This is a genomic window from Caballeronia sp. AZ1_KS37 (genome assembly GCF_023631165.1).
Lineage (GTDB): Bacteria > Pseudomonadota > Gammaproteobacteria > Burkholderiales > Burkholderiaceae > Caballeronia > Caballeronia zhejiangensis.
Genome location: NZ_JALQDP010000012.1, coordinates 108,530 through 129,634 on the forward strand (window position 1 = coordinate 108,530; position 21,105 = coordinate 129,634).

A 21,105-nucleotide genomic window follows, 5' to 3' on the forward strand; every position below is an offset into this window, starting at 1 on the left:
TTCAATTCAGCCCGCCTCGCATCAAAAAGCCACAATCATCATGACCGAACCGATTCAACCGGGCGCCGCTCCCGAACTGGAAGAGAACCAGATCATCGCCGAGCGACGCGACAAGCTGCGCGCGATGCGCGAGCAAGGCATCGCCTATCCGAACGACTTCCGCCCGACGCATCAGGCCGCCGCGCTGCAGAGCGACTACGCCGAAACGGATAAAGACGCGCTCGAAGCGAATCCCCTGCCCGTCGCGATCGCCGGCCGGATGATGTTGAAGCGCGTGATGGGCAAGGCGAGCTTCGCGACGGTTCAGGATGGCAGCGGCCAGATCCAGTTCTTCGTGACGCCCGCGGACGTCGGCGCCGAAACCTACGACGCATTCAAGAAGTGGGATCTGGGCGATATCGTCGCCGCCAAGGGCGTGCTGTTCCGCACGAACAAGGGCGAGCTGTCGGTGCGCTGCACGGAGTTGCGTCTGCTCTCGAAGGCGCTGCGTCCGCTGCCGGACAAGTTCCACGGCCTCGCCGATCAGGAAACGCGCTATCGCCAGCGCTATGTCGATCTGATCGTCACGCCGGAATCGCGCAAGACCTTCATGGCGCGCACGAAAGCCGTCACGTCGATCCGCAATTTCATGGCGCAGGCGAGCTTCATGGAAGTCGAAACGCCGATGCTCCACCCCATTCCCGGCGGCGCGGCGGCCAAGCCGTTCACCACGCATCACAACGCGCTCGACATGCAAATGTTCCTGCGCATCGCGCCCGAGCTGTATCTGAAGCGGCTGATCGTCGGCGGTTTCGAGCGCGTGTTCGAGATCAACCGTAACTTCCGGAACGAAGGCGTGTCGCCGCGTCACAATCCGGAGTTCACGATGATGGAGTTCTACGCCGCGTACACCGATTACCGCTGGCTGATGGACTTCACCGAGCAACTGATCCGCCAGGCCGCGATCGATGCGCTCGGCACCGCCACCATCACGTATCAGGGGCGCGAGCTTGATTTGAGCAAGCCGTTCCATCGTCTGACGATCAATCAGGCGATTCAGAAGTACGCGCCGCAATACACCGACGCGCAGTTGTCCGATGCCGCTTTCCTGCGCACGGAACTGAAGAAGTTCGGTGTGGATACGACGCAGCCCGCGTTCCTCAACGCCGGTCTCGGCTCGCTGCAGCTCGCGCTGTTCGAAGAGACGGCGGAATCGCAATTGTGGGAGCCGACGTACATTGTCGATTATCCGATCGAAGTGTCGCCGCTCGCGCGTGCGTCGGATTCGGTGCCGGGCATCACCGAGCGTTTCGAGCTCTTTATCACGGGCCGCGAAATCGCCAACGGCTTCTCGGAGCTGAACGATCCGGAAGATCAGGCCGCGCGCTTCCAGAAGCAGGTCGACCAGAAGGACGCCGGCGACGAAGAAGCGATGTACTTCGACGCCGATTACATCCGCGCGCTCGAATACGGCATGCCGCCGACGGGCGGTTGCGGCATCGGCATCGACCGTCTGGTGATGCTGCTGACCGACAGCCCGAGTATTCGCGACGTGATTCTGTTCCCGCATCTGCGTCGCGAGGACTGAGCTTTCGCCTCGGTTTTCAGCGAAAAAAGCGCGCCTTTCGAGGCGCGTTTTTTTTCGATGGAACGATCGTGTTGTAACCGCTGGTAAAAATTTCAAGCCGTATTCGGCCCGGAAGGGCGCACAGCCGCGAGCCATCGGGATTGGCATCGCTCCTGCTTTCATCGAAACAGACAATCTCCGCGAATTTGTTACACGCCGAAAAAGCGGAAAGTCGGCGCTTCCCCGAGAATGGGCGTGATCGCCGACATCGGTAGCGGCAGTTCGCCTCGAAACGGAGGTTCGATAATGGATAACGGAACCAGCAAACTCAGCACGTCACCCTCTTCCGGCAGCGCTCAGCCGCCGCAGCGGCGTCTGCATCCGCTCATCGCCACGGCGGCGGGCGCGGTCATCGTCGCGAGCCTCGTGGCTACCGCCGCGATGACGGGACTGTTCCCGAGGGCATCGAGCAATTCCTCGCAAAACCCGCAGACACAGACGGCGGCGGTCGCGCAGCAGCCAGTAGTCGATTCCGCCGCGCCGAGCCCGGCGCAGCAGCAAGCCGCCGCTCAACAGCAGGCGGCGCAGCAACAAGCCGCCCAGCAACAGCAAGCGGCACAGCAGCAGGCGCAACCGGCCCCGGCGCAGCCACGACCCGCGCAGCCATCGTATGCGCAGCAACCGCCGCAGCATCCGGCGTATTGCTCGACGTGCGGCACCGTCGAGTCGATTTCAACCGTCAAGCATGAAGGCCGCGGCACCGGCATCGGCGCGGTCGGCGGCGCGGTGGCGGGCGGCGTCGTTGGCAATCAGTTCGGCCGTGGCGGCGGGCGCACGGCGATGACGCTGCTCGGCGCGCTCGGCGGCGGTCTGGCCGGCAATTCGGTCGAAAAGCATATCCGCAGCGAAACCGATTACTCGGTGCACGTGCGGATGGAAAACGGCAAGACTCGGACCTTCACGTACAAGAATCCGCCGCCGTTCCAGCAAGGCGAGCGCGTGCATATTCAGAACGGCACGCTGGTCGCGGGTTGATCGGCGCGCAAAAAGCAAAAAGGCGGCGAACCTCATCGGTTGCCGCCTTTTTTGTTTGAAAGCGTCGAGGCCTAGTGTTCCCGCTGCGAACTGCGCGCGGGATTCGGCCGTCCGCGGATCGCGAGATAGCCCCACCAGATATAGCCCGAGAAGCCGTACAGCACGAACAGGCAGAACAGCATGACCGGCGGATCCGACGACACCAGTACGAACGCCACCACGATCAGCAACACGCCCGCGAACGGCACGCGATAGCGCACGTCGAGCGCCTTGCCGCTGTAGAACGGCGCGTTCGATACCATCGTCACGCCGGCGTAGATGGTCAGCGCAAACGCGACCCACGGCAGCCACACGAGCTTGAGCGGCACGCGATTGTCGGTCGCGAGCCAGACGAAACCGGCGATCAGCGCAGCCGCGGCCGGTGACGGCAAGCCCTGGAAGTACCGCTTGTCGACCACGCCGACGTTCGTATTGAAGCGCGCGAGCCGCAGCGCCGCGCCCGAGCAGTAGACGAACGCGGCGAGCCAGCCCCAGCGCCCGAGATCCTTCAACACCCATTCGTACATGACGAGCGCCGGCGCGACGCCGAAAGACACCATGTCCGAAAGGCTGTCGAACTGCTCGCCGAACGCGCTCTGCGTGTGCGTCATGCGCGCGACGCGTCCGTCCATGCCATCGAGCACCATCGCGACGAAAATGGCGATGGCCGCGATCTCGAAACGCACGTTCATCGCCTGAACGACGGCGAAGAAGCCGCAAAAAAGCGCGGCCGTGGTGAACGCGTTGGGCAGCAGGTAAATGCCGCGTTTTCTGAGGAACTGCTGCCGCTTCGCGCGCCGCGTCTCCACGGCGCCGACGTCCTGCGCGGCCTTGTTGCGGCGGAACGCGCGCGGAGGCGTCGCGTTCGCGCGATTACGGCGCGGTTTGAATGCCGCCATCGAATCCTCCGCGTTATTCCGCGAATTCGGCGAGGATCGTCGACGAAGCCGAAACCTTCTCGCCGATCGACACGCGCGGCCGGCTGCCAACCGGCAGAAACACGTCGACACGCGAGCCGAAGCGAATGAAGCCGTAGCGCTGGCCGCGCGTGAGCGGCTCGCCCACATGCACATAGCAGAGAATGCGTCGCGCGATGAGGCCCGCGATCTGCACCGACGTCACGGTATGCCCGCCCGCCGTCTGCAGCACGACCGCGTTGCGCTCGTTCTCGGTCGACGCTTTATCGACGGCCGCGTTCAAATACGCGCCCGGAAAGTACTGCACCTTCGTGATGGCGCCGTCCACCGGCGAGCGCTGCGAGTGTACGTTGAACACGTTCATGAACACGCTGATCTTGAGCGCTTCGCGGCCCACGTACGGATCGTGCGCGGTTTCGACCGCGACGATGCGGCCATCCGCCGGACACAGCACCGCGTTGGGCTGGGTCGGAATCGGGCGGGCCGGATCGCGGAAGAACTGGACGACGAAAATCACGATCAGCCAGAAGATCCAGGCGAAGCCAAAGCCGCCGATCGCCTGAACGAGGATGGCGACGACAGCCGCGATGGCGATGAACGGCCAGCCTTCGCGGGCAATGATCGGATGAGGATAGTTCATGAACGAGTTCTGTGTTTTATAAAAACCGTAGGATAGCAAAAGCCGCCCGGCGCACAGGGCATCCGGGCGGCTTTCGATGCAGCAAAAAGCGTGACTAGCGAAAGATTTAGTTCTTCGACTGGTCGACGAGCTTGTTCTTCGCGATCCACGGCATCATCGCGCGCAGCTTCTCGCCGACTTGCTCGATCTGATGCTCCGAAGTCAGACGGCGGCGCGATTGCAGCGTCGGCGCACCGGCGCGGTTCTCGATGATGAAGCTCTTCGCGTATTCGCCCGTCTGGATGTCCTTCAGCACGGCCTTCATCGCCTTCTTCGTCTCTTCCGTGACGATGCGCGGACCCGTCACGTATTCGCCATATTCGGCGTTGTTCGAGATCGAGTAGTTCATGTTGGCGATGCCGCCTTCGTAGATCAGGTCGACGATCAGTTTCAGTTCGTGCAGGCACTCGAAGTACGCCATTTCCGGCGCGTAGCCGGCTTCCACCAGCGTTTCGAAGCCGGCCTTGATCAGGTCGACGGTGCCGCCGCACAGCACGGCCTGCTCGCCGAACAGGTCGGTTTCGGTTTCTTCACGGAAGTTCGTTTCGATGATGCCCGCGCGGCCGCCGCCGTTCGCCACCGCATACGACAGCGCCACGTCGCGCGCGGAGCCGGACTTGTCCTGCGCCACGGCGACCAGGTGCGGCACGCCGCCGCCTTGCGTGTACGTGTTGCGCACGGTGTGGCCCGGCGCCTTCGGCGCAATCATGATGACGTCCAGATCGGCGCGCGGGATCACCTGACCGTAGTGCACGTTGAAGCCGTGCGCGAACGCGAGCGCCGCGCCCTGCTTGGCGTTGTCATGCACTTCGTTCTTGTAGACCTCAGCGATCTGCTCGTCCGGCAGCAGCATCATGACCACGTCCGCGCCCTTCACGGCTTCGGCCACTTCCTTCACCTTGAGGCCCGCGTTCTCGGCCTTGCTCCACGATGCGCCGCCCTTACGCAGGCCGACCGTCACGTTCACGCCGCTTTCCTTCAGGTTGAGCGCGTGTGCATGGCCTTGCGAGCCATAACCGATGATGGTGACTTGCTTGCCCTTGATGAGGGAGAGGTCGGCGTCCTTGTCGTAGAAAACTTTCATGGTGGTTCCTTGATCGTGCGTTGAATTTGGTTGCGCTACTTTGCTTCGTTTTGACTGGAAAGGCGTCAGACCTTGAGAATCCGCTCGCCCCGGCCGATGCCTGAGCTGCCCGTGCGAACCGTTTCGAGGATCGCCGTGGCGTCGAGCGCCTGGATGAACGCGTCGAGCTTGTCGGACGCGCCCGTCAGTTCCATCGTGTAGGTCTTCTCGGTCACGTCGATGATGCGGCCGCGGAAGATATCCGCCATGCGCTTCATTTCTTCGCGTTCCTTGCCGACCGCCCTTACCTTGATGAGCATCAGCTCGCGCTCGATGTGGGCGCCCTCTGTCAGGTCGACCACTTTCACCACCTCGATCAGGCGGTTCAGGTGCTTCGTGATCTGTTCGATCACGTCGTCCGAGCCAATGGAGACGATGGTCAGCCGCGACAGCGAACTGTCTTCGGTCGGCGCCACCGTCAGCGTTTCGATGTTATAGCCGCGTGCCGAAAAGAGCCCGACGACGCGCGATAACGCGCCCGGTTCGTTCTCCAGCAAAACGGAGATGATGTGTTTCATTGTCTTTTCCCGAATGTGTCCAGAAGAGGCGTTCGTCCGAAAAACCCGCGCGCGTCACATGTCCTTTGTGAAGACAGGCGCGCGCGGGCCTCGCGAGTCGAAGCCGCGTTATAGATCCTCAGACCCGAGCAGCATTTCCGTGATGCCTTTGCCTGCCTGCACCATCGGGAATACGTTTTCGGTGGGATCGGTCTGGAAGTCGAGAAATACGGTGCGATCCTTCAGGCGCAGCGCTTCCTTCAGCGCCGGCTCGACGTCCGCCGTCTTTTCGACGCGAATGCCGACGTGACCGTACGCCTCAGCGAGCTTCACGAAGTCGGGCAGCGCGTCCATGTACGAACTGGAATAGCGCTTCTTGTATTCGATCTGCTGCCACTGGCGCACCATGCCGAGATAGCGGTTGTTCAGCGAGATGATCTTGACGGGCGTGTTGTACTGCTTGCACGTCGAGAGCTCCTGAATGCACATCTGGATCGAGCCTTCGCCCGTGATGCAGACCACTTCGTCGTCCGGATAGGCCATCTTCACGCCCATCGCCGCCGGCAGGCCGAAGCCCATCGTGCCGAGACCGCCCGAGTTGATCCAGCGGCGCGGCTTGTTGAACGGATAGAACTGCGCCGCCCACATCTGATGCTGGCCGACATCGGAACACACGAACGCGTTGCCGTCGGTCAGTTCCCAGAGCTTTTCGACGACGTACTGCGGCTTGATGATCTCGCTCTTGCGGTCGTAGGACAGGCAATCCTTCGAGCGCCAGCCTTCGATCTCGTCCCACCACTTCGCGAGCGCCTGCGTGTCCGGGCCGTGCTCGGCGTGCTGAAGCTGCTCGATGAGCTCCTTGAGCACTTCCTTCACGTCGCCGACGATGGGGATATCCACCTTCACGCGCTTGGAAATGGACGACGGGTCGACGTCGATATGGATGATCTTGCGCGGCGACGACGCGAAGTGCTTCGGATCGCCGATCACGCGGTCGTCGAAGCGCGCGCCGATGGCGATCAGCACGTCGCAGTTCTGCATCGCCATGTTGGCTTCGTACGTGCCGTGCATGCCGAGCATGCCGAGGAACTTCTTGTCCGATGCGCGATAGCCGCCGAGGCCCATCAGCGTGTTGGTGACGGGATAGCCGAGCAGATCGGCGAACTGGTTCAGCTCGCGCGATGCATCGGCGAGGATGATGCCGCCGCCGGTATAGATGTACGGGCGCTTCGCCGACAGCAGAAGCTGCACCGCCTTGCGGATCTGGCCCGAATGGCCCTTCGTGACCGGATTGTACGAACGCAGCGACACGCTCTTGACCGGCTCGTACTTGCACGGCGCCTTCGACACGTCCTTCGGAATGTCGATCAGCACCGGGCCGGGACGGCCGGTACGCGCGATGTAGAACGCTTTCTTGACGGTCTCGGCCAAGTCGCGCACGTCCTTCACGAGGAAGTTGTGCTTCACGCATGGACGCGTGATGCCGACGGTGTCGCACTCCTGGAATGCGTCGAGACCGATGGCCGCGGTCGGAACCTGCCCGCTGATGACGACGAGCGGAATCGAATCCATGTAGGCCGTGGCGATGCCGGTGACGGCATTGGTGACGCCCGGGCCCGAGGTCACGAGACACACGCCGACGTTGCCGGTCGAGCGCGAATACGCGTCGGCGGCGTGCACGGCGGCCTGCTCGTGGCGCACGAGAATGTGCTGAATCTGGTCTTGCTTGTACAGCTCGTCGTAGATGTAGAGTACCGAGCCGCCGGGATAGCCCCAAATGAACTCGACGTTCTCATCGGCCAATGCGCGCATGAGCACGGTGGCGCCGATGGAGTCAGCTTCGTGAGGAGGAGTCGTATCCGACGTGGAGAATTCCGCGCTGGGCATGTTCATTCATCACCTTTCGAATTTTCGGCAAAAAATTGATCGGGTGCTCTCTGCCGGGCTTGTGGCTCGGGTTCAAGCGGCGCGTCTAGGTTTGACTGGCGTGCTTCTTGGGCTCGCCTCAAAGCAGACATTTCACTGATGATGCGAGTCAGAAAATGTAACAGCGGCGCGCGCGGGCGGTCAAGCAAAAAGTTACCGAACGCGGCGTGCGCGCTGATTTTGCGCCGTTGCGGCGCGAAAGTTCCTTTACGGGGAGAGGCTGTCCGGGGCGCATTCGACCGGTCGAGTGCGGGCGGCAAATGGCAACAAAAGCTCTCATCCGCTCCGGATGCGGCGAAACTTTGCTAGGATTCGCAGGTTTTCCTAGAACTCCACGATCCTCATCGACGCAACTTCGGACGCAGCTTCGTTGCGCCGGGTCCCCAACGGATGGCATCAGACAAGGAACTCGCCGACTTCCTGGCGGGCGTCGAAAGACGCGCGTTCAAGCAAACCGTGTACACCGTTCGCGACGACGACGCGGCGCTCGACATCGTGCAGGACGCGATGATCAAGCTGGCGGAAAAATACGGCGACCGGCCTGCATCCGAGCTTCCCCTTTTATTCCAGCGTATCCTTCAGAACGCGACGCATGATTATTTTCGTCGCCAAAAGGTGCGCAACACCTGGGTCAGCCTGTTTTCGTCCTTCGGCAATGCGGACGACGACGAATTCGACCCGCTCGAAACCCTCGAATCCGAGGACGGCGCGGCGAGCAGCGAGAGCAGCGAAAACCGTCTGGAGCGCGAGCAGGTATTGAATCTGATCGACGCCGAAATCCAGAAACTGCCCGCGCGTCAACGAGAAGCTTTTCTCATGCGTTACTGGGAGGATATGGATGTCGCCGAGACGGCCGCCGCGATGGGATGCTCCGAGGGTAGCGTGAAGACGCACTGTTCACGCGCTACGCATGCACTCGCGCAAGCCCTGAAAGCCAAAGGGATCACGCTATGAGTTCCACTCTTGAAACGAAGGAAAACGAGTTCGCGCTGAAAGTCGTGCGCGCACTCGATGAAAGCACGTTGAACATTCCGGCTGCCGCCGTCGACCGGCTGCGCGATGCGCGCCGCGCCGCGATCGCGCGCAAGAAGCCGGAGAAGGTGGCCGTCGCGATGACCGCGCCCGCCTTCGCTCCGGCGTTCGCCGGAGGCACGCTCGACGCGGGCGGCGCCGATAACGGCCGCGGCGCAAAAGGGCTGCTCGCGCGGCTCGGCGGCCTCGGACTCGCGTGGCCGCTCGCGGCGCTCGTCATCGGGATTGCGGGCATCGCGTATTGGGAAGATCAGCAGCGCAAGGCGGAACTGGCCGACATCGACGCGGCCATGATGAGCGACAGCCTGCCCATCGACGCCTATCTGGATCACGGTTTCAACGCGTATCTGACGCGCAATCATTAAGCACTGAAAACAGCGGGGGAATTTCCGGGTGAGTTACAAGCGCGGTCTCGCGATTGTCTTTAGTTGCGCGATTGCGGGTCTGGTTGCGTTCGCCGCGACTTATCCGCGCTTTTATTCCACCGCCGCAGCGCCGTCGTCCGCCGCCGCGCCGAGCGGCAGTTCCGGCACGCCCGCCGATTCGAACGCATCGCCGCTCGCGGCGCTGTCGTCCGACAGCCCGATCTCCTGGAGTCATCTCACCGAAGCGCAGCACGTTGCGCTCGCGCCCTTCGCCACGCAGTGGGACTCGTTCTCCGACGAGCGCAAGAAAAAGTGGCTCAGGATCGCGTCGCGGTTCCATCGGATGTCGCCCGACGCGCAGAAGCATCTGCATCAGCGCATGGAAGAATGGGTGCGGCTCACGCCCGACCAGCGCAAGGTCGCGCGCGAGAACTATCAGGTTTCGAAGTCGGTGCCGCTCGAAAAGCGCGAGAAGGCGTGGGACGCGTATCAGAAGCTCTCGGAAGAACAGAAGAAAAAGCTGGCCGCGAGCGAGCACACGCGCCGTCCGACAATCGTTTCCGCGCCGCCCACCGGCAAGACGGAAGTGAAGGACATCAACCGGCTCGTCGCGGCGCGCGAGCAGGGACACGTCGGCGGCCACGCGGACGGCAGTTCGGCGGCGGCGGCCGCGCCGGCAGTGCCCGTTTCCGGCGCGCCGGCGCAACCCGCCATTCCGAACGCGGCGAGCATCGTGCCGGCCACGCCGATTCCGGTATCGCCGCAGCAGGCGCCTTCGATGTACAACGGCTCGTGAGCGCGCAGCCGGCAGTGGCCACCGTCGATCCGATGCGCGCGCCCACACTGCGCCGCCGGCTCGCGACGATGCTCTACGAAGGCGTCATTCTCTTCGGCGTCGTGTTCCTCGCCGGTTATCTCTTCAGCACGCTCACGCAGCAACGCAACGGTCTCACGCATCACAACTGGCTGATGTCGTGGATCGGCATCGTCCTCGCGGCTTACTTCGTGTATTTCTGGACGCACGGCGGCCAGACCCTGCCGATGAAAACCTGGCGCCTCAAACTCGTCGATGCGCGCGGGCAACCCGTCAAACCCGCCCGCGCGCTCGCGCGCTACGCGCTCGCGTGGCTGTGGTTCCTGCCGCCGCTCGCGCTGCACCCGCTCTTCTCGCTCGCCGTGCCGCAGACGCTCGCCGTCTTCGCCGCGTGGGTCGCGCTGTGGGCCGCCGCCGTGTGGCTCGATCCGGCGCGTCAATTTCTCCATGACCGCCTCGCCGGCACGCGCATCGTTCCCGCGCAATCCGTTGTCAAGTAATAAGAACTTCTCGTGACTGTCACGGCTCGGTCACGGCCGGAAGGCGTAATGCGCATACCGAAACCCGATGCGCGAGCCAATGGCCTTCAACTCGTCCGCCCGACCGGCAATCGACCCGCCCTCTCCCTTCAGCTTCAGCAATAACGAACTGCGCACCGGTCCCTTCGCGCTGCGATCGGAGTCCACGGAATCGTTCGGGTCCGAATCCGCGTCGCCGGGCCAGCACGACGGCATCGCCGATTCTGGCGGAGAGCCGCATCGATACCGCACGATCTGGCTGTCCGATATCCACCTCGGCTCGGGCGGCTGCCAGGCGCCGTATCTGCTCGATTTCCTGCGGCACCACGAGTCGGAGTATCTGTATCTCGTCGGCGACATCATCGACGGATGGCAGCTTCGCAAAGGCTGGTTCTGGCCGCAGGCGCACAACGACGTCGTGCAGAAAATCCTGCGCAAGGCGCGAAAGGGCACGCAGGTCGTGTACATCCCCGGCAATCACGACGAAGCGGCGCGCCAGTTCTGCGATCTCGCGTTCGGCGACATCCACGTTCGCGGCGAAGCCTTTCACACGACGCTCGCGGGCAAGCGTCTATGGATCGTACACGGCGATCTCTTCGATGGCGTGATCCAGCACGCCAAATGGCTCGCCTATCTCGGCGACACCGCCTACACGATGATCCTGCTGCTCAACCGCTGGTTCAATCGCGTGCGCACGAAGCTCGGCTTCAACTACTGGTCGCTGTCGCAATACCTGAAGCATCAGGTCAAGAACGCGGTGAACTTCATCTCGCAGTTCGAGCGCGTGATGACCGACGAAGCGCGCCGCCGCGGCTGCGACGGCGTCGTGTGCGGGCACATCCACAAGGCCGAAATCCGCGACATCGACGGCATTCTCTACTGCAACGACGGCGACTGGGTCGAGAGTCTCTCGGCGCTCGTCGAAACCTACGACGGCGAACTGAAAATCGTCTACTGGACGGTGATGCGCTCGCCGGAAGCGCAGCCGGCGAAAGCACGCGCGACCGTCTGACCACGAACGAACCAACGGGGCCAAAGCCGATGAAGATCATGATCGTTACCGACGCATGGGAACCGCAGGTCAACGGCGTCGTGCGCACGCTCACGCAGACGACGAAGGAACTCACCGCGCTCGGACATCGCGTGGAATTGCTCACGCCGCTCGAGTTCAGAACGATTCCCTGCCCGACCTATCCGGAGATTCGCCTGTCGCTGATGCCGGGACAGCGCGTCGCGAGCCGCATCGACGCGTTCGGGCCGGACGCGCTGCACATCGCCACCGAAGGTCCGCTCGGACTCGCGGCGCGCGCGTATGCGCTGCGTCACAAGCTGCCGTTCACGACCGCGTACCACACGCGCTTTCCGGAGTATGTGAAGGCGCGCTTCGGCATCCCGCTCGCGCTGACGTATCGCTTCCTCCACTGGTTCCACAAGGGCTCGCAGGCGGTGATGGCGCCGACGCCCGTCGTCAAGAGCGATCTCGAAAAATACGGCTTCACGAATGTCGTGCTGTGGACGCGCGGCGTCGATCTCGACATCTTTCATCCGATGGAGTCGAAGGTGCTCAACACGGCGCGGCCGATCTTTCTGTACGTCGGGCGCGTGGCCGTGGAAAAGAACGTCGAGGCGTTTCTCAAGCTCGATCTGCCCGGCTCGAAGTGGGTCGCGGGCGAAGGTCCGGCGCTCGCGGAGCTGAAGTCGCGCTATACGAACGTCAACTATCTGGGCGTGCTGTCGCAGCCGGAGCTCGCGAAGGTCTACGCGGCGGCGGATGTCTTCGTGTTTCCCAGCAAGACCGATACTTTCGGCCTCGTGCTGCTCGAAGCGATGGCCTGCGGCACGCCGGTCGCGGCCTATCCGGTGACGGGCCCGATCGACGTGCTCGGCGAAAACGGCCCCGGTGCGCTCGACGACGACCTTCACGAAGCCTGCCTGCAGGCGCTGAAAATCGAACGCGCCGATGCCCGCGCGTGGGCCGAACGCTTCTCGTGGCGCGCGGCCTCGGAGCAGTTCGCATCGCATCTGCGCCAGTTCGGGCCGCGCGCCGCGAGCTCGGACCGGGCAGCGGCATGACGCGACACGCCGTGGCGCAGGAACGGGCCGAAGCGAACGCGCGAGGCGCTTCGTCCGCGACGGGCCGCGCGCGCGATCCCTTCGACGATGACCCCGAAGACATCGACGAAACGTCCGCGCAGCCGCCCGAGCCGCTCGGCCCCGACGACCTGCCCTTCAATCCGTACAAGGGCAACCGCGGCTTCACGCGCGCGTGGCACGCGATGAAAAATTCGCTGTACGGTTTTCGCGTCGCGATTCGCGAGGAAAGCGCGTTTCGTCAGGAATTGACGCTCGCCGCGATCCTCCTGCCGTGCAGCCTTTTCGTGCCGGTCGCGCCCGTCGAGCGCGCGGCGCTGATCGCGTCCGTGCTGCTGGTGCTGATCGTCGAGTTGCTGAATTCGAGCGTCGAGGCGGCCATCGACCGGATATCGCTCGAACGTCACGAGTTGTCAAAGCGCGCGAAGGATTTCGGCAGCGCCGCGGTGATGGTCGCGCTCGGCGTCTGCGTCATTACCTGGGGTCTGATTCTTTGGCCGTTTGCATCCGCTTGGCTCGCGCGTATCTTATAAAAGAGAATTCGTGCGCTCAAAGCTCGCGTCCGTGCCGCAGAACGACCGGTTTATAATCGTCCGATATTCTCAAAAATAGCAACGGAAGCGGCCGCGCGAACGCTCATCCCGAGCCCTCGCGGCCCGATCCCAAGGTCGGACGACATGGAAGCCAAACCACCCCGCCGCACCCGCGAACGGATACTCGAGCTGTCGCTGAAGTTGTTCAACGATATCGGCGAGCCGAACGTCACCACGACGACCATCGCCGAGGAGATGGAAATCAGTCCAGGCAACCTGTACTACCATTTCCGCAACAAAGACGACATCATCAACAGCATCTTCGCGCAGTTCGAGCAGCAGATTCAGAAGCGTCTGCGCTTTCCGGACGATCATCGCCCGACGATCGACGAGATGTGGTCGTATCTGCAATACATGGCGGATTTCTTGTGGACTTACCGCTTCCTGTATCGCGACCTGAACGATCTGCTCGCGCGCAACCGCACGCTCGAAACGCACTTCAAGCAGATCATCACGCACAAGGTGCACTTCGCGAGCCAGTTGTGCGAGGCGCTCGTGGCCGATCAGGAAATGGTCGCGACGCCCGAGGAGATCAAGGTGATCGCGACGAACATCGGCGTAATCGCGACGTACTGGCTGTCGTATCAGTACGTGATGAATCCGCGCAAGTACAACGATCAGGAAGCGATCCGCACGGAACTGCATCAGGCGAGCCTGCATATCATCTCGATCATGGCGCCGTATCTGCGCGGACGCTCGCGTCAGCTCTTCGACGATCTCGTTTCCGGTAAGCTGCCAAAGCGCGAGTATGCGGATTTCCTGCCGCCGCGCGAAGACGCGTCCAACGCATCGAACGCGTCGAAGACCGAAATACCGAAGGATTCCAGATAAATGAAGGCAGTTTGTGTTTATTGCGGCTCCGCGACCGGCGCCCGCCCCGTCTATGCCGAAGCGGCCAAGGCATTCGGCCGCGCGCTCGTTGAAAACGATCTCTCGCTCGTCTACGGCGGCGGCCGCGTCGGGCTGATGGGACTCATCGCCGATGAAGTGCTCGCCGCGGGCGGACGCGCCGTCGGCGTGATTCCCGAGTTGCTGCTCGCAAAGGAAGTGGGCCACACGGATCTCACCGAATTGCACGTCGTGCCCGACATGCACGAGCGCAAGAAGAAGATGGCCGATCTGTCGGACGCGTTCGTCGCGATGCCGGGCGGCGTCGGCACGTTCGAGGAGTTTTTCGAGGTCTACACGTGGGCGCAGCTCGGCTATCACCAGAAGCCGGTCGGCTTGCTCGACGTGAACGGCTACTACGATCCGCTCATGGCGATGCTGTGTCATACGGTCGACGAAGGCTTCATGCGCGAGGCGTATCTGGATTTCATTCAGGTCGCAGCCGAACCCGGCGAGATGATCGCAAAGCTGAAGACCTACACGCCGCCCGCGATCGACAAGTGGTCCGAAAAACGTAACGCCGTCTGAGGAGCGGAACCGATGTCTAAAGTCATCCTGATTACGGGGGCTAGCCGCGGCATCGGCCGCTCGGCTGCGGTGCTCGCGGGCGCGCGCGGCTGGTCGGTCGGCGTCAACTACGCGTCGAACGCCGCGGCCGCCGATGACACCGTCGCGGCCGTCGTTGCGGCGGGCGGCAAGGCCATCGCGATTCCCGGCGACGTCAGCGACGAAGCCGCGATCATCGCGATGTTCGACGCGACGGAGAAAGCCTTCGGCAAGATCGATGGCGTCGTGAACAACGCGGGCATCGTCGCGCCCGGTTCGATGCTCGCGGACATGGATATCGCGCGCATGAAGCGCATCTTCGACATCAACGTGCTCGGTGCGTATCTCTGCGCGCGCGAGGCGGCGCGGCGCATGTCGACTTCGCGCGGCGGCAAGGGCGGATCGCTCGTGAATGTATCGTCGGCGGCGGCGCGGCTCGGCGGGCCGAACGAGTACGTCGATTACGCGGGATCCAAAGGTGCGATCGATACGCTCACGATCGGGCTGTCGAAGGAACTCGGGCGCGAAGGCGTGCGCGTGAACGCGATTCGCCCCGGGCTCATCGATACCGACATCCACGCGAGCGGCGGCAAGCCGGATCGCGCGCACGTACTTGGCGTGCAGACGCCGATCGGACGCGCGGGCACCGCCGATGAAGTCGGCGAATCGATCGTATGGCTGTTGTCGGATGCGTCGTCGTATGTGACGGGCGCGATTCTGGACGTGTCGGGCGGGCGTTGATCAAGCAGGCTCTGGCATGAACTCGAGCCGATAACCGCGCTCCTCGAGCATCTTGACCACAGGCGGCTCCAGCGGATGTTCGTCGATGTGGCGCCGCGTCGCGCCATAACGCACGACCGGCGGATCGATGCTGGCAAGACGCCGCCATGAACCGTGCATGCCGAATACAGTGTGAAGGTTCACGCCGATGTGACTGAGCGCGGCATGTTCGAAACCGAAACGCGCCGCGACTTCGAGCGGCGCGAACCGCAGACCCACGGCTTCCAGCTCGGGACGCAACATGCAGGTGAGTTGCACGTCTTCATGCGTGGCGTCGTTGAACCAGCTCATGGCGATCGGCTCGGAATCGCTGACGTCGGGCGGCGGGACCACCATCCGGATGTGCGGATGATCGACCAGCGCACGAAGCATGCGACGGCTACGGAGACTGAAGCCTCCGTTGAGCACCGGAATCACGACGGAGTCCGGGTTCTCGAGATCGCCGTACCAAGAAAAATCCTTCTTCCAGTAAATGCCTTCGGGTCTGTCGACGCGCGCGAGGTGTCCGGGCGCGCCGATATAGTCGTATTCGAGGAATTCATCGGTCCAGTTCGACGCGTCGAGCAGCCAGCCGTCTTCCTGGACGATCAGCACGTACTCCGTTTCGACCATGCGCCACAACGCGAACATCATGAAAAGGCTGTATTCCTTGAAGCTCAGCGGCGCGATGGCACGGTGACGAATGTCCGGCGGAAGATTGCCGGGTGCGGACGGGCTTAGAAGCAAGGCGGAAGCGCCGGGCATTTGCCGGCGGGAGAATTCGAGCGCCAGCGCCGCGCCGTGGGCGTCGTTCAGTCCGGTCACGGAGACCAGAGTGATGTTGCTGAAATCGGGCATGAAACACGTCGGATGATAAGGATGCCGAGCGATTCTAAATCACTGGCATTCGACGCCATCTCAAAAGGCTGGGTCATTCATCGACGCGCATTTGGCGGCGAGAATATGGTTTTGACGGGGAAAGTGCGCGATCATTTTCGATGAAGCGAGCAAATCGATCGGGTGGCTGATGTCGCATATGTCGTTATTGACACCGAACTCAGGCGCGCGGCGACTGTTCAGATCGTTGCAAAGGCCCGCGGCAGGCGAGCCTTCCATTCATACTCGACGACGTCTCGAGCGCGTAACAGCGGGATCTGCCCTGTCAGCTTCGTTTGATCGCCAGGATGCTCTCAACGGCCTTCCGGGCATTGATGAGACCCGCGCCACAACCCTCCGGACACTGTGCGGCCATCGATGTCGCCGTTGAAGTCAGGGCGGACTTTATCTCGTCGACGGTCGCCCCAGGGTTCGCCTCAAACATGAGTGCAATCACTCCTGCTACGTGCGGAGTTGACTGCGATGTGCCACTCAATATCGAAAACATGGAGTTGGATGCGGGAACGGTCTTACCTGTATCGATGGTCGAGATGATCGATCCGCCGGGGGCCATCACAGTGACCGGCGGCCCGTAATTCGAGAATACAGCACGATTGCCACCGGAATCCGTTGCACCAACAGTGACGATCCCGTTGCAGTTCCCAGGCTGCTGCGTCGAAACTTCCCCCTTGCCGTTAGGCCCGTTTCCGGAAGCAGTCACGACCACCGCGCCCTTACTGCGCGCGAAATCGATGGCATCCTGGTAGGCTCTAGAACAAGTTCCCGCACCGCCCAGACTCAAATTGATGACCTTGGCTGGCGTCGCGTTTGGCGGTACGCCTTCCACGGTGCCGCCCGCAGACCAAACGATGGCATCCGCAATGTCCGATAATTGGCCACCGCATCGCCCAAGAACGCGCACAGGAAGAATTTTGCTGTTATAGGCCACGCCGGCCATTCCGTATCCGTTGTTGGCTTTCGCACCGATGATGCCCGCCACATGCGTCCCGTGCCAGGTGGAATCCGAGCTTGATGTTAGTACACCGCTTGGACACACGTCGCCAGCCTGCGTCCAGTTTCCGGGGTCCGATCCACCCGCCCCGCGTCCGCTCCTGTTTCGGTCATAGCGCGCGTCGGATATGAAGTTGTATCCAGGCAGAAACTGGCCATCGAGATCCTTCTGGTCGGTTATACCGGTGTCGAGCACCGCAACGACGACGCCGTTGCCCGTGGCCAGATCCCATGCGCTTGGCAACGAGATTGCCGTGCTTTGACTCGACAGATTCCACTGATATTGGCTATAGAAGGGATCATTGGGTACAGACGCCGGATACATGATCGCGTTAGGCTCGATGTACTCCACCTCCGGGCTCTTCAGATACTCCACCATGAACGCCTGAGCCTCAGAGGAACTCATGCGCTTCGACGCCCGGATGACGTGCCCTCGACCACGCGTCACACTTCTTTCTTCGATCGAAAGATTCCTCAGTTTGGCCACGCGCGCATTGTTCGAAGTGGCCAGCGTAGCGTCGTTGATTGATCGATGCGCGGCACTGTCACCACTGCCGCTCTCGTTCGCCTGCGAGCGGTAATAGACGATGAAACTGTCGTACTCGCTTCCCTGAAGCAATCCGCTGACATTCGCGCGCGATGCATACTCCGTAGGAATTTCGTTCGCAGCGAGCCTCGTTGTCGCTTTCATTTGAGTGGACTCGGGCAACACCGATCCGAGTTCGGAAGATCCCCCGCCGCAGGCTGCGAGACTAGCGGAAGCAGCCATGATTAAAGCAATAGTTCTTTTCTTCATTATTTTGATTCTATTTTTTAATTCGTATACCTAATTTATAGGAACGTAATACATGAACTTACGACTAACACGCTATGCGACCATGCCGTCCTCCTTCGTCGATGATGAGTTCCCGAAAACCTCCCTAGCGTCATCGTCTGGGGGCGATGTCTTCCAGTGTGTCGCCCTATGCCTGCTCACTCCGCAGCGAACGTTACGCGATACCCGCGCGCCTCCAACATACGCACGACATCCATTTCCCGGAATGCCCGCTGTGCCAAACTGCGTTTGACTTTGTACTCCACGCTCGGTGGATCGATGCTGACCAGACGGCGCCAGAAAGCATGATGGCCGAATAGGTCCATGAAATCGGCATCGCCATAGATAGGACCGGAGTCTTCCACCGCGAACAGCTTGCACAAATCGAGCGGAGCGTACTTGATCCCGACCGCCTCGAGTTGCGGACGCAAAGTGGCAGTCAGTTGCACGTCTTCATTGGGTGCGCGATTACTCCAGCGCATGCGAAATTCGCTGTTATCGAGTAATTCCGGCCGCGGAATCTCAACCTTGATTTCCGGATGATCCATCAATGCGCGCAACATGCGCCTGCTGCGCAGGCTGAAGCCTCCATTCAAAACAGGCCGCACGACATGGCCCGGACGATCTATCCGATCGCGCCATTTGAAGTGTGAAATCCACTCGGTACCGGCGGCCGATTCGACGCACGCCTGATGAACGGGTGCCCCTATGTAGTCGTAGTCGAAGAATTCGTCACGCCAGTTATTGCCGTCCAGAACCCAGCCATCATCCTGCAAGACGAGCGCGAAATCGGTGTCGATCAGCTTCCAAAGCGCAAACATCACGAACCAGCTGTATTCGTGGTAGTTCATGGGAGCGATCTTGCGGTGCGCGATTCCTTCAGGCAGCCCGCGCGGCGAATTCGGGCTGCAAAGTAATGCGCGCGCGCCTGGCATTTGTCTGCGACTCAATTCCAGCGCTGGAACGGCGCGCGTGGCGTCCTGCAAACCTGTTACGGAAACCAAAGTAATTCGATTAAAGTTCGCGCGCGTCATGCTGTTGCGATGGTCCGATATATGAATAGTGCCTTGATACAGCGGTATTCATATTAGGGGCGCATCGCTCATGCATCAATAGAACTAATCGGAAAACGGATCGTCAACGACCAATGTCAATCCGTTCGATCGACGATGTGACGCGGGCTTCCTCACGTAAAAGGGATGCGGCACACGCTTCGCCCGTGGGTCAAAACCCGCCATGCGCCGCCAGCCACGCTTCCTCATCGGCGCGCATTTCGCGTCCGAGAATCCGATTGCGATGCGGAAAGCGTCCGAAGCGCTCGACCACTTCCGCGTGCTCCAGCGCCGATTCATGGAAGCTCGAAACGCCGGTCTCTTCTTTCAGCTTTGCGAATAAGCGCAGCGCCTCGCGCTGGCTCCCCATCGATTCATCGTGCTCGAACGGCATGTACGCGAACGCGCGATGGTACGCACTCGGCAAGCGCAGATCGTCGCCGCGCTCGACCAGCGTCTTCGCCAGCGCGAGCGCACGCGCATCGCCCGCAAACGCGCGCGGCGTGTTCCGATGACAGTTGCGCGAAAACTGATCGATGAGCACGATCAGCGCAAGCGTGCCGAGCGGCGTGCTTTCCCACTCGCGCAAGCCGCCCGCGTGCGCCTCGTCGAGCAGCGCGCCGAAACGTTCGGTGAGCAGCGAATCGAAGGCGCGCTTCTTCTTCCACCACAGCTTGCGATCCTGACCGAATTCCGCTGAACCGGGCGCGCCGAACCAGAGATCGAGCACGGCCTGAGCGCGCGGATCCATGTTCAGACGAGTTCCAGCACCAGTCGCCGCGTGCGCGCGCTCTTTTTCTCCAGCTTCGCGATGCGCAACTCGCCGATCTCCTCCGTGTTGCGCACATGCGTGCCGCCGCACGGCTGCAGATCGACATTCTCGATGCGCAAGAGACGCACGCGGCCGAGGCCCGTCGGCGGCTTCACGCTCATCGTGCGGACGAGCTCGGGACGCGCGGCCATTTCATCGTCGGTGATCCATTCGGTCTGCACGCCGTGCGCGCCGCCGATCAGCGCGTTGAGCTTCGCTTCGACGGCTTCGCGCTCGATCGGCTCGACCGTCGCGAGATCGAGCCGCGCGTATTCCGTCGTGATGCTGCAGCCGTCGACGGGATACGGCAGCACCGCGCAGATCAGATGGCTCGCCGTATGCAGCCGCATGCGCCGGTAACGCTGCGCCCAGTCGATCTCCGCGCTCACCTTGTCGCCGGTTTTCAGCTTCGCAAGCGCATCCTCCTGACCGGGCGCGGGAACGTGAACCGCGTCATCCGGCGTTGCGCCTTCGAACTTCGCCTTGCGCGTATCGGCGATCGCGATGACCGTGCCGTCCGCGAGCGTCAGCGTGCCGGCATCGCCCGCCTGGCCGCCGCCGAGCGGATAGAACACGGTTTGATCGAGGTGGATGCCCTGCTCGTCGATGGCGGTGACGGTCGCGTCGCAACGCGTTTGATAAGCGTCCTCGCGAAAGAGTGCGCGTGTGCTCATGGTCGTGCTTCCTTGCGATGAGGCGAAAAAGCCGATGATGCATCAGCCGCGCCCCGCCTGAACCGGTACAAAAGAAAGCGAATCAACCGGGACGGTTGCGCATCCAGTCGGCGGTATCGAAGAACGAAGTGAGCAGCCGCTCGCGCAAGGATGCGTCGATGCCGATGTCTTCCATCGCCCACGCCATGCAGCGCAGCCATTGGTCGCGCTCGCTCGATGCAATCGCGAACGGCAGATGCCGCGCCCGCAAACGCGGGTGACCGAAGCGGCTGATGTAGTGATCCGGCCCGCCCATCCAGCCGCACAGGAACCAGAACGTCTTGTCGCGCGAATTGTCGAGCGTCGGCGGATGCAGCGCGCGGATGCCCGCGAACTCCGGCTCGAGGTCCATCAGATCATAGAAACGGTCGACGAGCGCGCGCACGCGCTCTTCGCCGCCGACCAGCTCGAAAGCGGTCGGCTTTTGCACATCGTCTTCGGGATTGACGTCGGTCATTGC

24 protein-coding genes are annotated in these 21,105 nt (G+C 62.1%); 12 read left to right on the forward strand and 12 right to left on the reverse strand.

Annotated elements, in window-relative coordinates:
• Nucleotides 1-40 precede the first annotated feature (40 nt).
• Complete coding sequence (gene lysS, locus NCS00_RS09410; protein ID WP_244807434.1) at nt 41-1,567, forward strand: lysine--tRNA ligase; 1,527 nt, start codon at nt 41-43, stop codon at nt 1,565-1,567.
• Nucleotides 1,568-1,852: 285 nt separating this feature from the next.
• Complete coding sequence (locus NCS00_RS09415) at nt 1,853-2,581, forward strand: glycine zipper 2TM domain-containing protein (protein ID WP_250439959.1); 729 nt, start codon at nt 1,853-1,855, stop codon at nt 2,579-2,581.
• A gap of 71 nt (nt 2,582-2,652) precedes the next feature.
• Here the strand turns inward: NCS00_RS09415 and pssA are convergent, their stop codons facing one another.
• The 5 genes from pssA to NCS00_RS09440 all read right to left on the reverse strand — a co-directional run bounded on the left by pssA (nt 2,653) and on the right by NCS00_RS09440 (nt 7,729).
• The gene (gene pssA / locus NCS00_RS09420; RefSeq protein WP_008341899.1) at nt 2,653-3,519 is read right to left on the reverse strand and encodes a CDP-diacylglycerol--serine O-phosphatidyltransferase; all 867 of its coding nucleotides are present in this window, start codon (nt 3,517-3,519) and stop codon (nt 2,653-2,655) included.
• Between the two features lie 13 nt (nt 3,520-3,532).
• A complete protein-coding gene (locus NCS00_RS09425; protein WP_250439960.1) occupies nt 3,533-4,177 on the reverse strand; it encodes a phosphatidylserine decarboxylase in 645 nt (214 codons plus the stop codon).
• A 106-nt stretch (nt 4,178-4,283) separates the two neighbouring features.
• Nucleotides 4,284-5,300: a ketol-acid reductoisomerase gene (gene ilvC, locus NCS00_RS09430; RefSeq protein WP_008341903.1), complete on the reverse strand. Its 1,017-nt coding sequence runs from the start codon at nt 5,298-5,300 to the stop codon at nt 4,284-4,286.
• A gap of 65 nt (nt 5,301-5,365) precedes the next feature.
• Nucleotides 5,366-5,857 carry an acetolactate synthase small subunit gene (ilvN, locus tag NCS00_RS09435; RefSeq protein WP_008341906.1) on the reverse strand — a complete coding sequence of 164 codons (492 nt, stop codon included), beginning with the start codon at nt 5,855-5,857 and terminating at the stop codon, nt 5,366-5,368.
• Nucleotides 5,858-5,965: 108 nt separating this feature from the next.
• Nucleotides 5,966-7,729, reverse strand: a complete 1,764-nt coding sequence (locus NCS00_RS09440; RefSeq protein WP_008341907.1) for an acetolactate synthase 3 catalytic subunit — start codon at nt 7,727-7,729, stop codon at nt 5,966-5,968.
• A gap of 423 nt (nt 7,730-8,152) precedes the next feature.
• On the opposite strand from NCS00_RS09440, the gene NCS00_RS09445 reads away from it, so the two are divergent.
• The 10 genes from NCS00_RS09445 (at nt 8,153) to NCS00_RS09490 (ending at nt 15,350) form a co-directional block, all read left to right on the forward strand.
• Nucleotides 8,153-8,716: an RNA polymerase sigma factor gene (locus NCS00_RS09445; RefSeq protein WP_244807436.1), complete on the forward strand. Its 564-nt coding sequence runs from the start codon at nt 8,153-8,155 to the stop codon at nt 8,714-8,716.
• Complete coding sequence (locus NCS00_RS09450; RefSeq protein ID WP_034473052.1) at nt 8,713-9,159, forward strand: DUF3619 family protein; 447 nt, start codon at nt 8,713-8,715, stop codon at nt 9,157-9,159. The genes NCS00_RS09445 and NCS00_RS09450 overlap by 4 nt, the downstream gene beginning before the upstream one ends.
• A 28-nt stretch (nt 9,160-9,187) precedes the next feature.
• A complete protein-coding gene (locus NCS00_RS09455) occupies nt 9,188-9,955 on the forward strand; it encodes a DUF3106 domain-containing protein (RefSeq protein WP_250439961.1) in 768 nt (255 codons plus the stop codon).
• Nucleotides 9,952-10,473, forward strand: a complete 522-nt coding sequence (locus NCS00_RS09460) for an RDD family protein (RefSeq protein ID WP_008341911.1) — start codon at nt 9,952-9,954, stop codon at nt 10,471-10,473. Before NCS00_RS09455 ends, NCS00_RS09460 begins: the two co-directional genes overlap by 4 nt.
• 67 nt (nt 10,474-10,540) lie before the next feature.
• Nucleotides 10,541-11,503 (forward strand): UDP-2,3-diacylglucosamine diphosphatase, encoded by a 963-nt coding sequence (locus tag NCS00_RS09465; protein ID WP_250439962.1) that lies wholly within the window; start codon nt 10,541-10,543, stop codon nt 11,501-11,503.
• Nucleotides 11,504-11,532: 29 nt separating this feature from the next.
• The gene (locus NCS00_RS09470) at nt 11,533-12,564 is read left to right on the forward strand and encodes a glycosyltransferase family 4 protein (RefSeq protein ID WP_034473050.1); all 1,032 of its coding nucleotides are present in this window, start codon (nt 11,533-11,535) and stop codon (nt 12,562-12,564) included.
• Complete coding sequence (locus NCS00_RS09475) at nt 12,561-13,115, forward strand: diacylglycerol kinase (protein WP_034473049.1); 555 nt, start codon at nt 12,561-12,563, stop codon at nt 13,113-13,115. The genes NCS00_RS09470 and NCS00_RS09475 overlap by 4 nt, the downstream gene beginning before the upstream one ends.
• A 144-nt stretch (nt 13,116-13,259) precedes the next feature.
• Nucleotides 13,260-14,006: a TetR/AcrR family transcriptional regulator gene (locus tag NCS00_RS09480; RefSeq protein WP_008341915.1), complete on the forward strand. Its 747-nt coding sequence runs from the start codon at nt 13,260-13,262 to the stop codon at nt 14,004-14,006.
• Nucleotides 14,007-14,591, forward strand: a complete 585-nt coding sequence (locus NCS00_RS09485) for an LOG family protein (protein ID WP_250439963.1) — start codon at nt 14,007-14,009, stop codon at nt 14,589-14,591.
• Nucleotides 14,592-14,603: 12 nt separating this feature from the next.
• Nucleotides 14,604-15,350 carry an SDR family oxidoreductase gene (locus tag NCS00_RS09490; protein ID WP_008341918.1) on the forward strand — a complete coding sequence of 249 codons (747 nt, stop codon included), beginning with the start codon at nt 14,604-14,606 and terminating at the stop codon, nt 15,348-15,350.
• Here NCS00_RS09490 and NCS00_RS09495 read toward each other — a convergent pair whose 3' ends face one another.
• From NCS00_RS09495 to NCS00_RS09525, 7 genes are all read right to left on the reverse strand, one after another.
• Nucleotides 15,351-16,226 (reverse strand): DUF5672 family protein, encoded by an 876-nt coding sequence (locus NCS00_RS09495; RefSeq protein WP_250439965.1) that lies wholly within the window; start codon nt 16,224-16,226, stop codon nt 15,351-15,353.
• A 60-nt stretch (nt 16,227-16,286) separates the two neighbouring features.
• Complete coding sequence (locus tag NCS00_RS09500) at nt 16,287-16,484, reverse strand: hypothetical protein (protein ID WP_250439967.1); 198 nt, start codon at nt 16,482-16,484, stop codon at nt 16,287-16,289.
• 46 nt (nt 16,485-16,530) lie between these two features.
• Nucleotides 16,531-18,051: a S8 family peptidase gene (locus tag NCS00_RS09505; protein WP_250439969.1), complete on the reverse strand. Its 1,521-nt coding sequence runs from the start codon at nt 18,049-18,051 to the stop codon at nt 16,531-16,533.
• 176 nt (nt 18,052-18,227) lie between these two features.
• On the reverse strand, nt 18,228-19,103 hold the full coding sequence (locus NCS00_RS09510) for a DUF5672 family protein (protein WP_239295367.1): 876 nt from the start codon (nt 19,101-19,103) through the stop codon (nt 18,228-18,230).
• A 190-nt stretch (nt 19,104-19,293) separates the two neighbouring features.
• Complete coding sequence (locus NCS00_RS09515) at nt 19,294-19,872, reverse strand: DUF924 family protein (RefSeq protein WP_175982719.1); 579 nt, start codon at nt 19,870-19,872, stop codon at nt 19,294-19,296.
• A gap of 2 nt (nt 19,873-19,874) precedes the next feature.
• Entirely contained in the window at nt 19,875-20,606 is a 732-nt protein-coding gene (locus NCS00_RS09520; protein ID WP_008341926.1) for an alanyl-tRNA editing protein, read from the reverse strand.
• Nucleotides 20,607-20,688: 82 nt separating this feature from the next.
• Nucleotides 20,689-21,102, reverse strand: coding sequence for a group II truncated hemoglobin (locus NCS00_RS09525; RefSeq protein ID WP_008341927.1), 414 nt, complete (start codon nt 21,100-21,102; stop codon nt 20,689-20,691).
• Between the last annotated feature and the right edge of the window lie 3 nt (nt 21,103-21,105).

Bases quoted from the DNA above. Each gene is read 5' to 3' on its own strand.
- NCS00_RS09500 (WP_250439967.1), bottom strand. From the start codon at position 16,484: ATGGAAGGCTCGCCTGCCGCGGGCCTTTGCAACGATCTGAACAGTCGC.
- NCS00_RS09440 (WP_008341907.1), bottom strand. From the start codon at position 7,729: ATGAACATGCCCAGCGCGGAATTCTCCACGTCGGATACGACTCCTCCT.
- NCS00_RS09525 (WP_008341927.1), bottom strand. From the start codon at position 21,102: ATGACCGACGTCAATCCCGAAGACGATGTGCAAAAGCCGACCGCTTTC.
- NCS00_RS09465 (WP_250439962.1), top strand. From the start codon at position 10,541: ATGCGCGAGCCAATGGCCTTCAACTCGTCCGCCCGACCGGCAATCGAC.
- ilvC (WP_008341903.1), bottom strand. From the start codon at position 5,300: ATGAAAGTTTTCTACGACAAGGACGCCGACCTCTCCCTCATCAAGGGC.
- NCS00_RS09450 (WP_034473052.1), top strand. From the start codon at position 8,713: ATGAGTTCCACTCTTGAAACGAAGGAAAACGAGTTCGCGCTGAAAGTC.
- lysS (WP_244807434.1), top strand. From the start codon at position 41: ATGACCGAACCGATTCAACCGGGCGCCGCTCCCGAACTGGAAGAGAAC.
- NCS00_RS09520 (WP_008341926.1), bottom strand. From the start codon at position 20,606: ATGAGCACACGCGCACTCTTTCGCGAGGACGCTTATCAAACGCGTTGC.
- NCS00_RS09515 (WP_175982719.1), bottom strand. From the start codon at position 19,872: ATGGATCCGCGCGCTCAGGCCGTGCTCGATCTCTGGTTCGGCGCGCCC.
- NCS00_RS09425 (WP_250439960.1), bottom strand. From the start codon at position 4,177: ATGAACTATCCTCATCCGATCATTGCCCGCGAAGGCTGGCCGTTCATC.
- NCS00_RS09505 (WP_250439969.1), bottom strand. From the start codon at position 18,051: ATGAAGAAAAGAACTATTGCTTTAATCATGGCTGCTTCCGCTAGTCTC.
- NCS00_RS09470 (WP_034473050.1), top strand. From the start codon at position 11,533: ATGAAGATCATGATCGTTACCGACGCATGGGAACCGCAGGTCAACGGC.
- NCS00_RS09415 (WP_250439959.1), top strand. From the start codon at position 1,853: ATGGATAACGGAACCAGCAAACTCAGCACGTCACCCTCTTCCGGCAGC.
- ilvN (WP_008341906.1), bottom strand. From the start codon at position 5,857: ATGAAACACATCATCTCCGTTTTGCTGGAGAACGAACCGGGCGCGTTA.
- NCS00_RS09485 (WP_250439963.1), top strand. From the start codon at position 14,007: ATGAAGGCAGTTTGTGTTTATTGCGGCTCCGCGACCGGCGCCCGCCCC.
- pssA (WP_008341899.1), bottom strand. From the start codon at position 3,519: ATGGCGGCATTCAAACCGCGCCGTAATCGCGCGAACGCGACGCCTCCG.
- NCS00_RS09475 (WP_034473049.1), top strand. From the start codon at position 12,561: ATGACGCGACACGCCGTGGCGCAGGAACGGGCCGAAGCGAACGCGCGA.
- NCS00_RS09495 (WP_250439965.1), bottom strand. From the start codon at position 16,226: ATGCCCGATTTCAGCAACATCACTCTGGTCTCCGTGACCGGACTGAAC.
- NCS00_RS09510 (WP_239295367.1), bottom strand. From the start codon at position 19,103: ATGACGCGCGCGAACTTTAATCGAATTACTTTGGTTTCCGTAACAGGT.
- NCS00_RS09490 (WP_008341918.1), top strand. From the start codon at position 14,604: ATGTCTAAAGTCATCCTGATTACGGGGGCTAGCCGCGGCATCGGCCGC.
- NCS00_RS09445 (WP_244807436.1), top strand. From the start codon at position 8,153: ATGGCATCAGACAAGGAACTCGCCGACTTCCTGGCGGGCGTCGAAAGA.
- NCS00_RS09480 (WP_008341915.1), top strand. From the start codon at position 13,260: ATGGAAGCCAAACCACCCCGCCGCACCCGCGAACGGATACTCGAGCTG.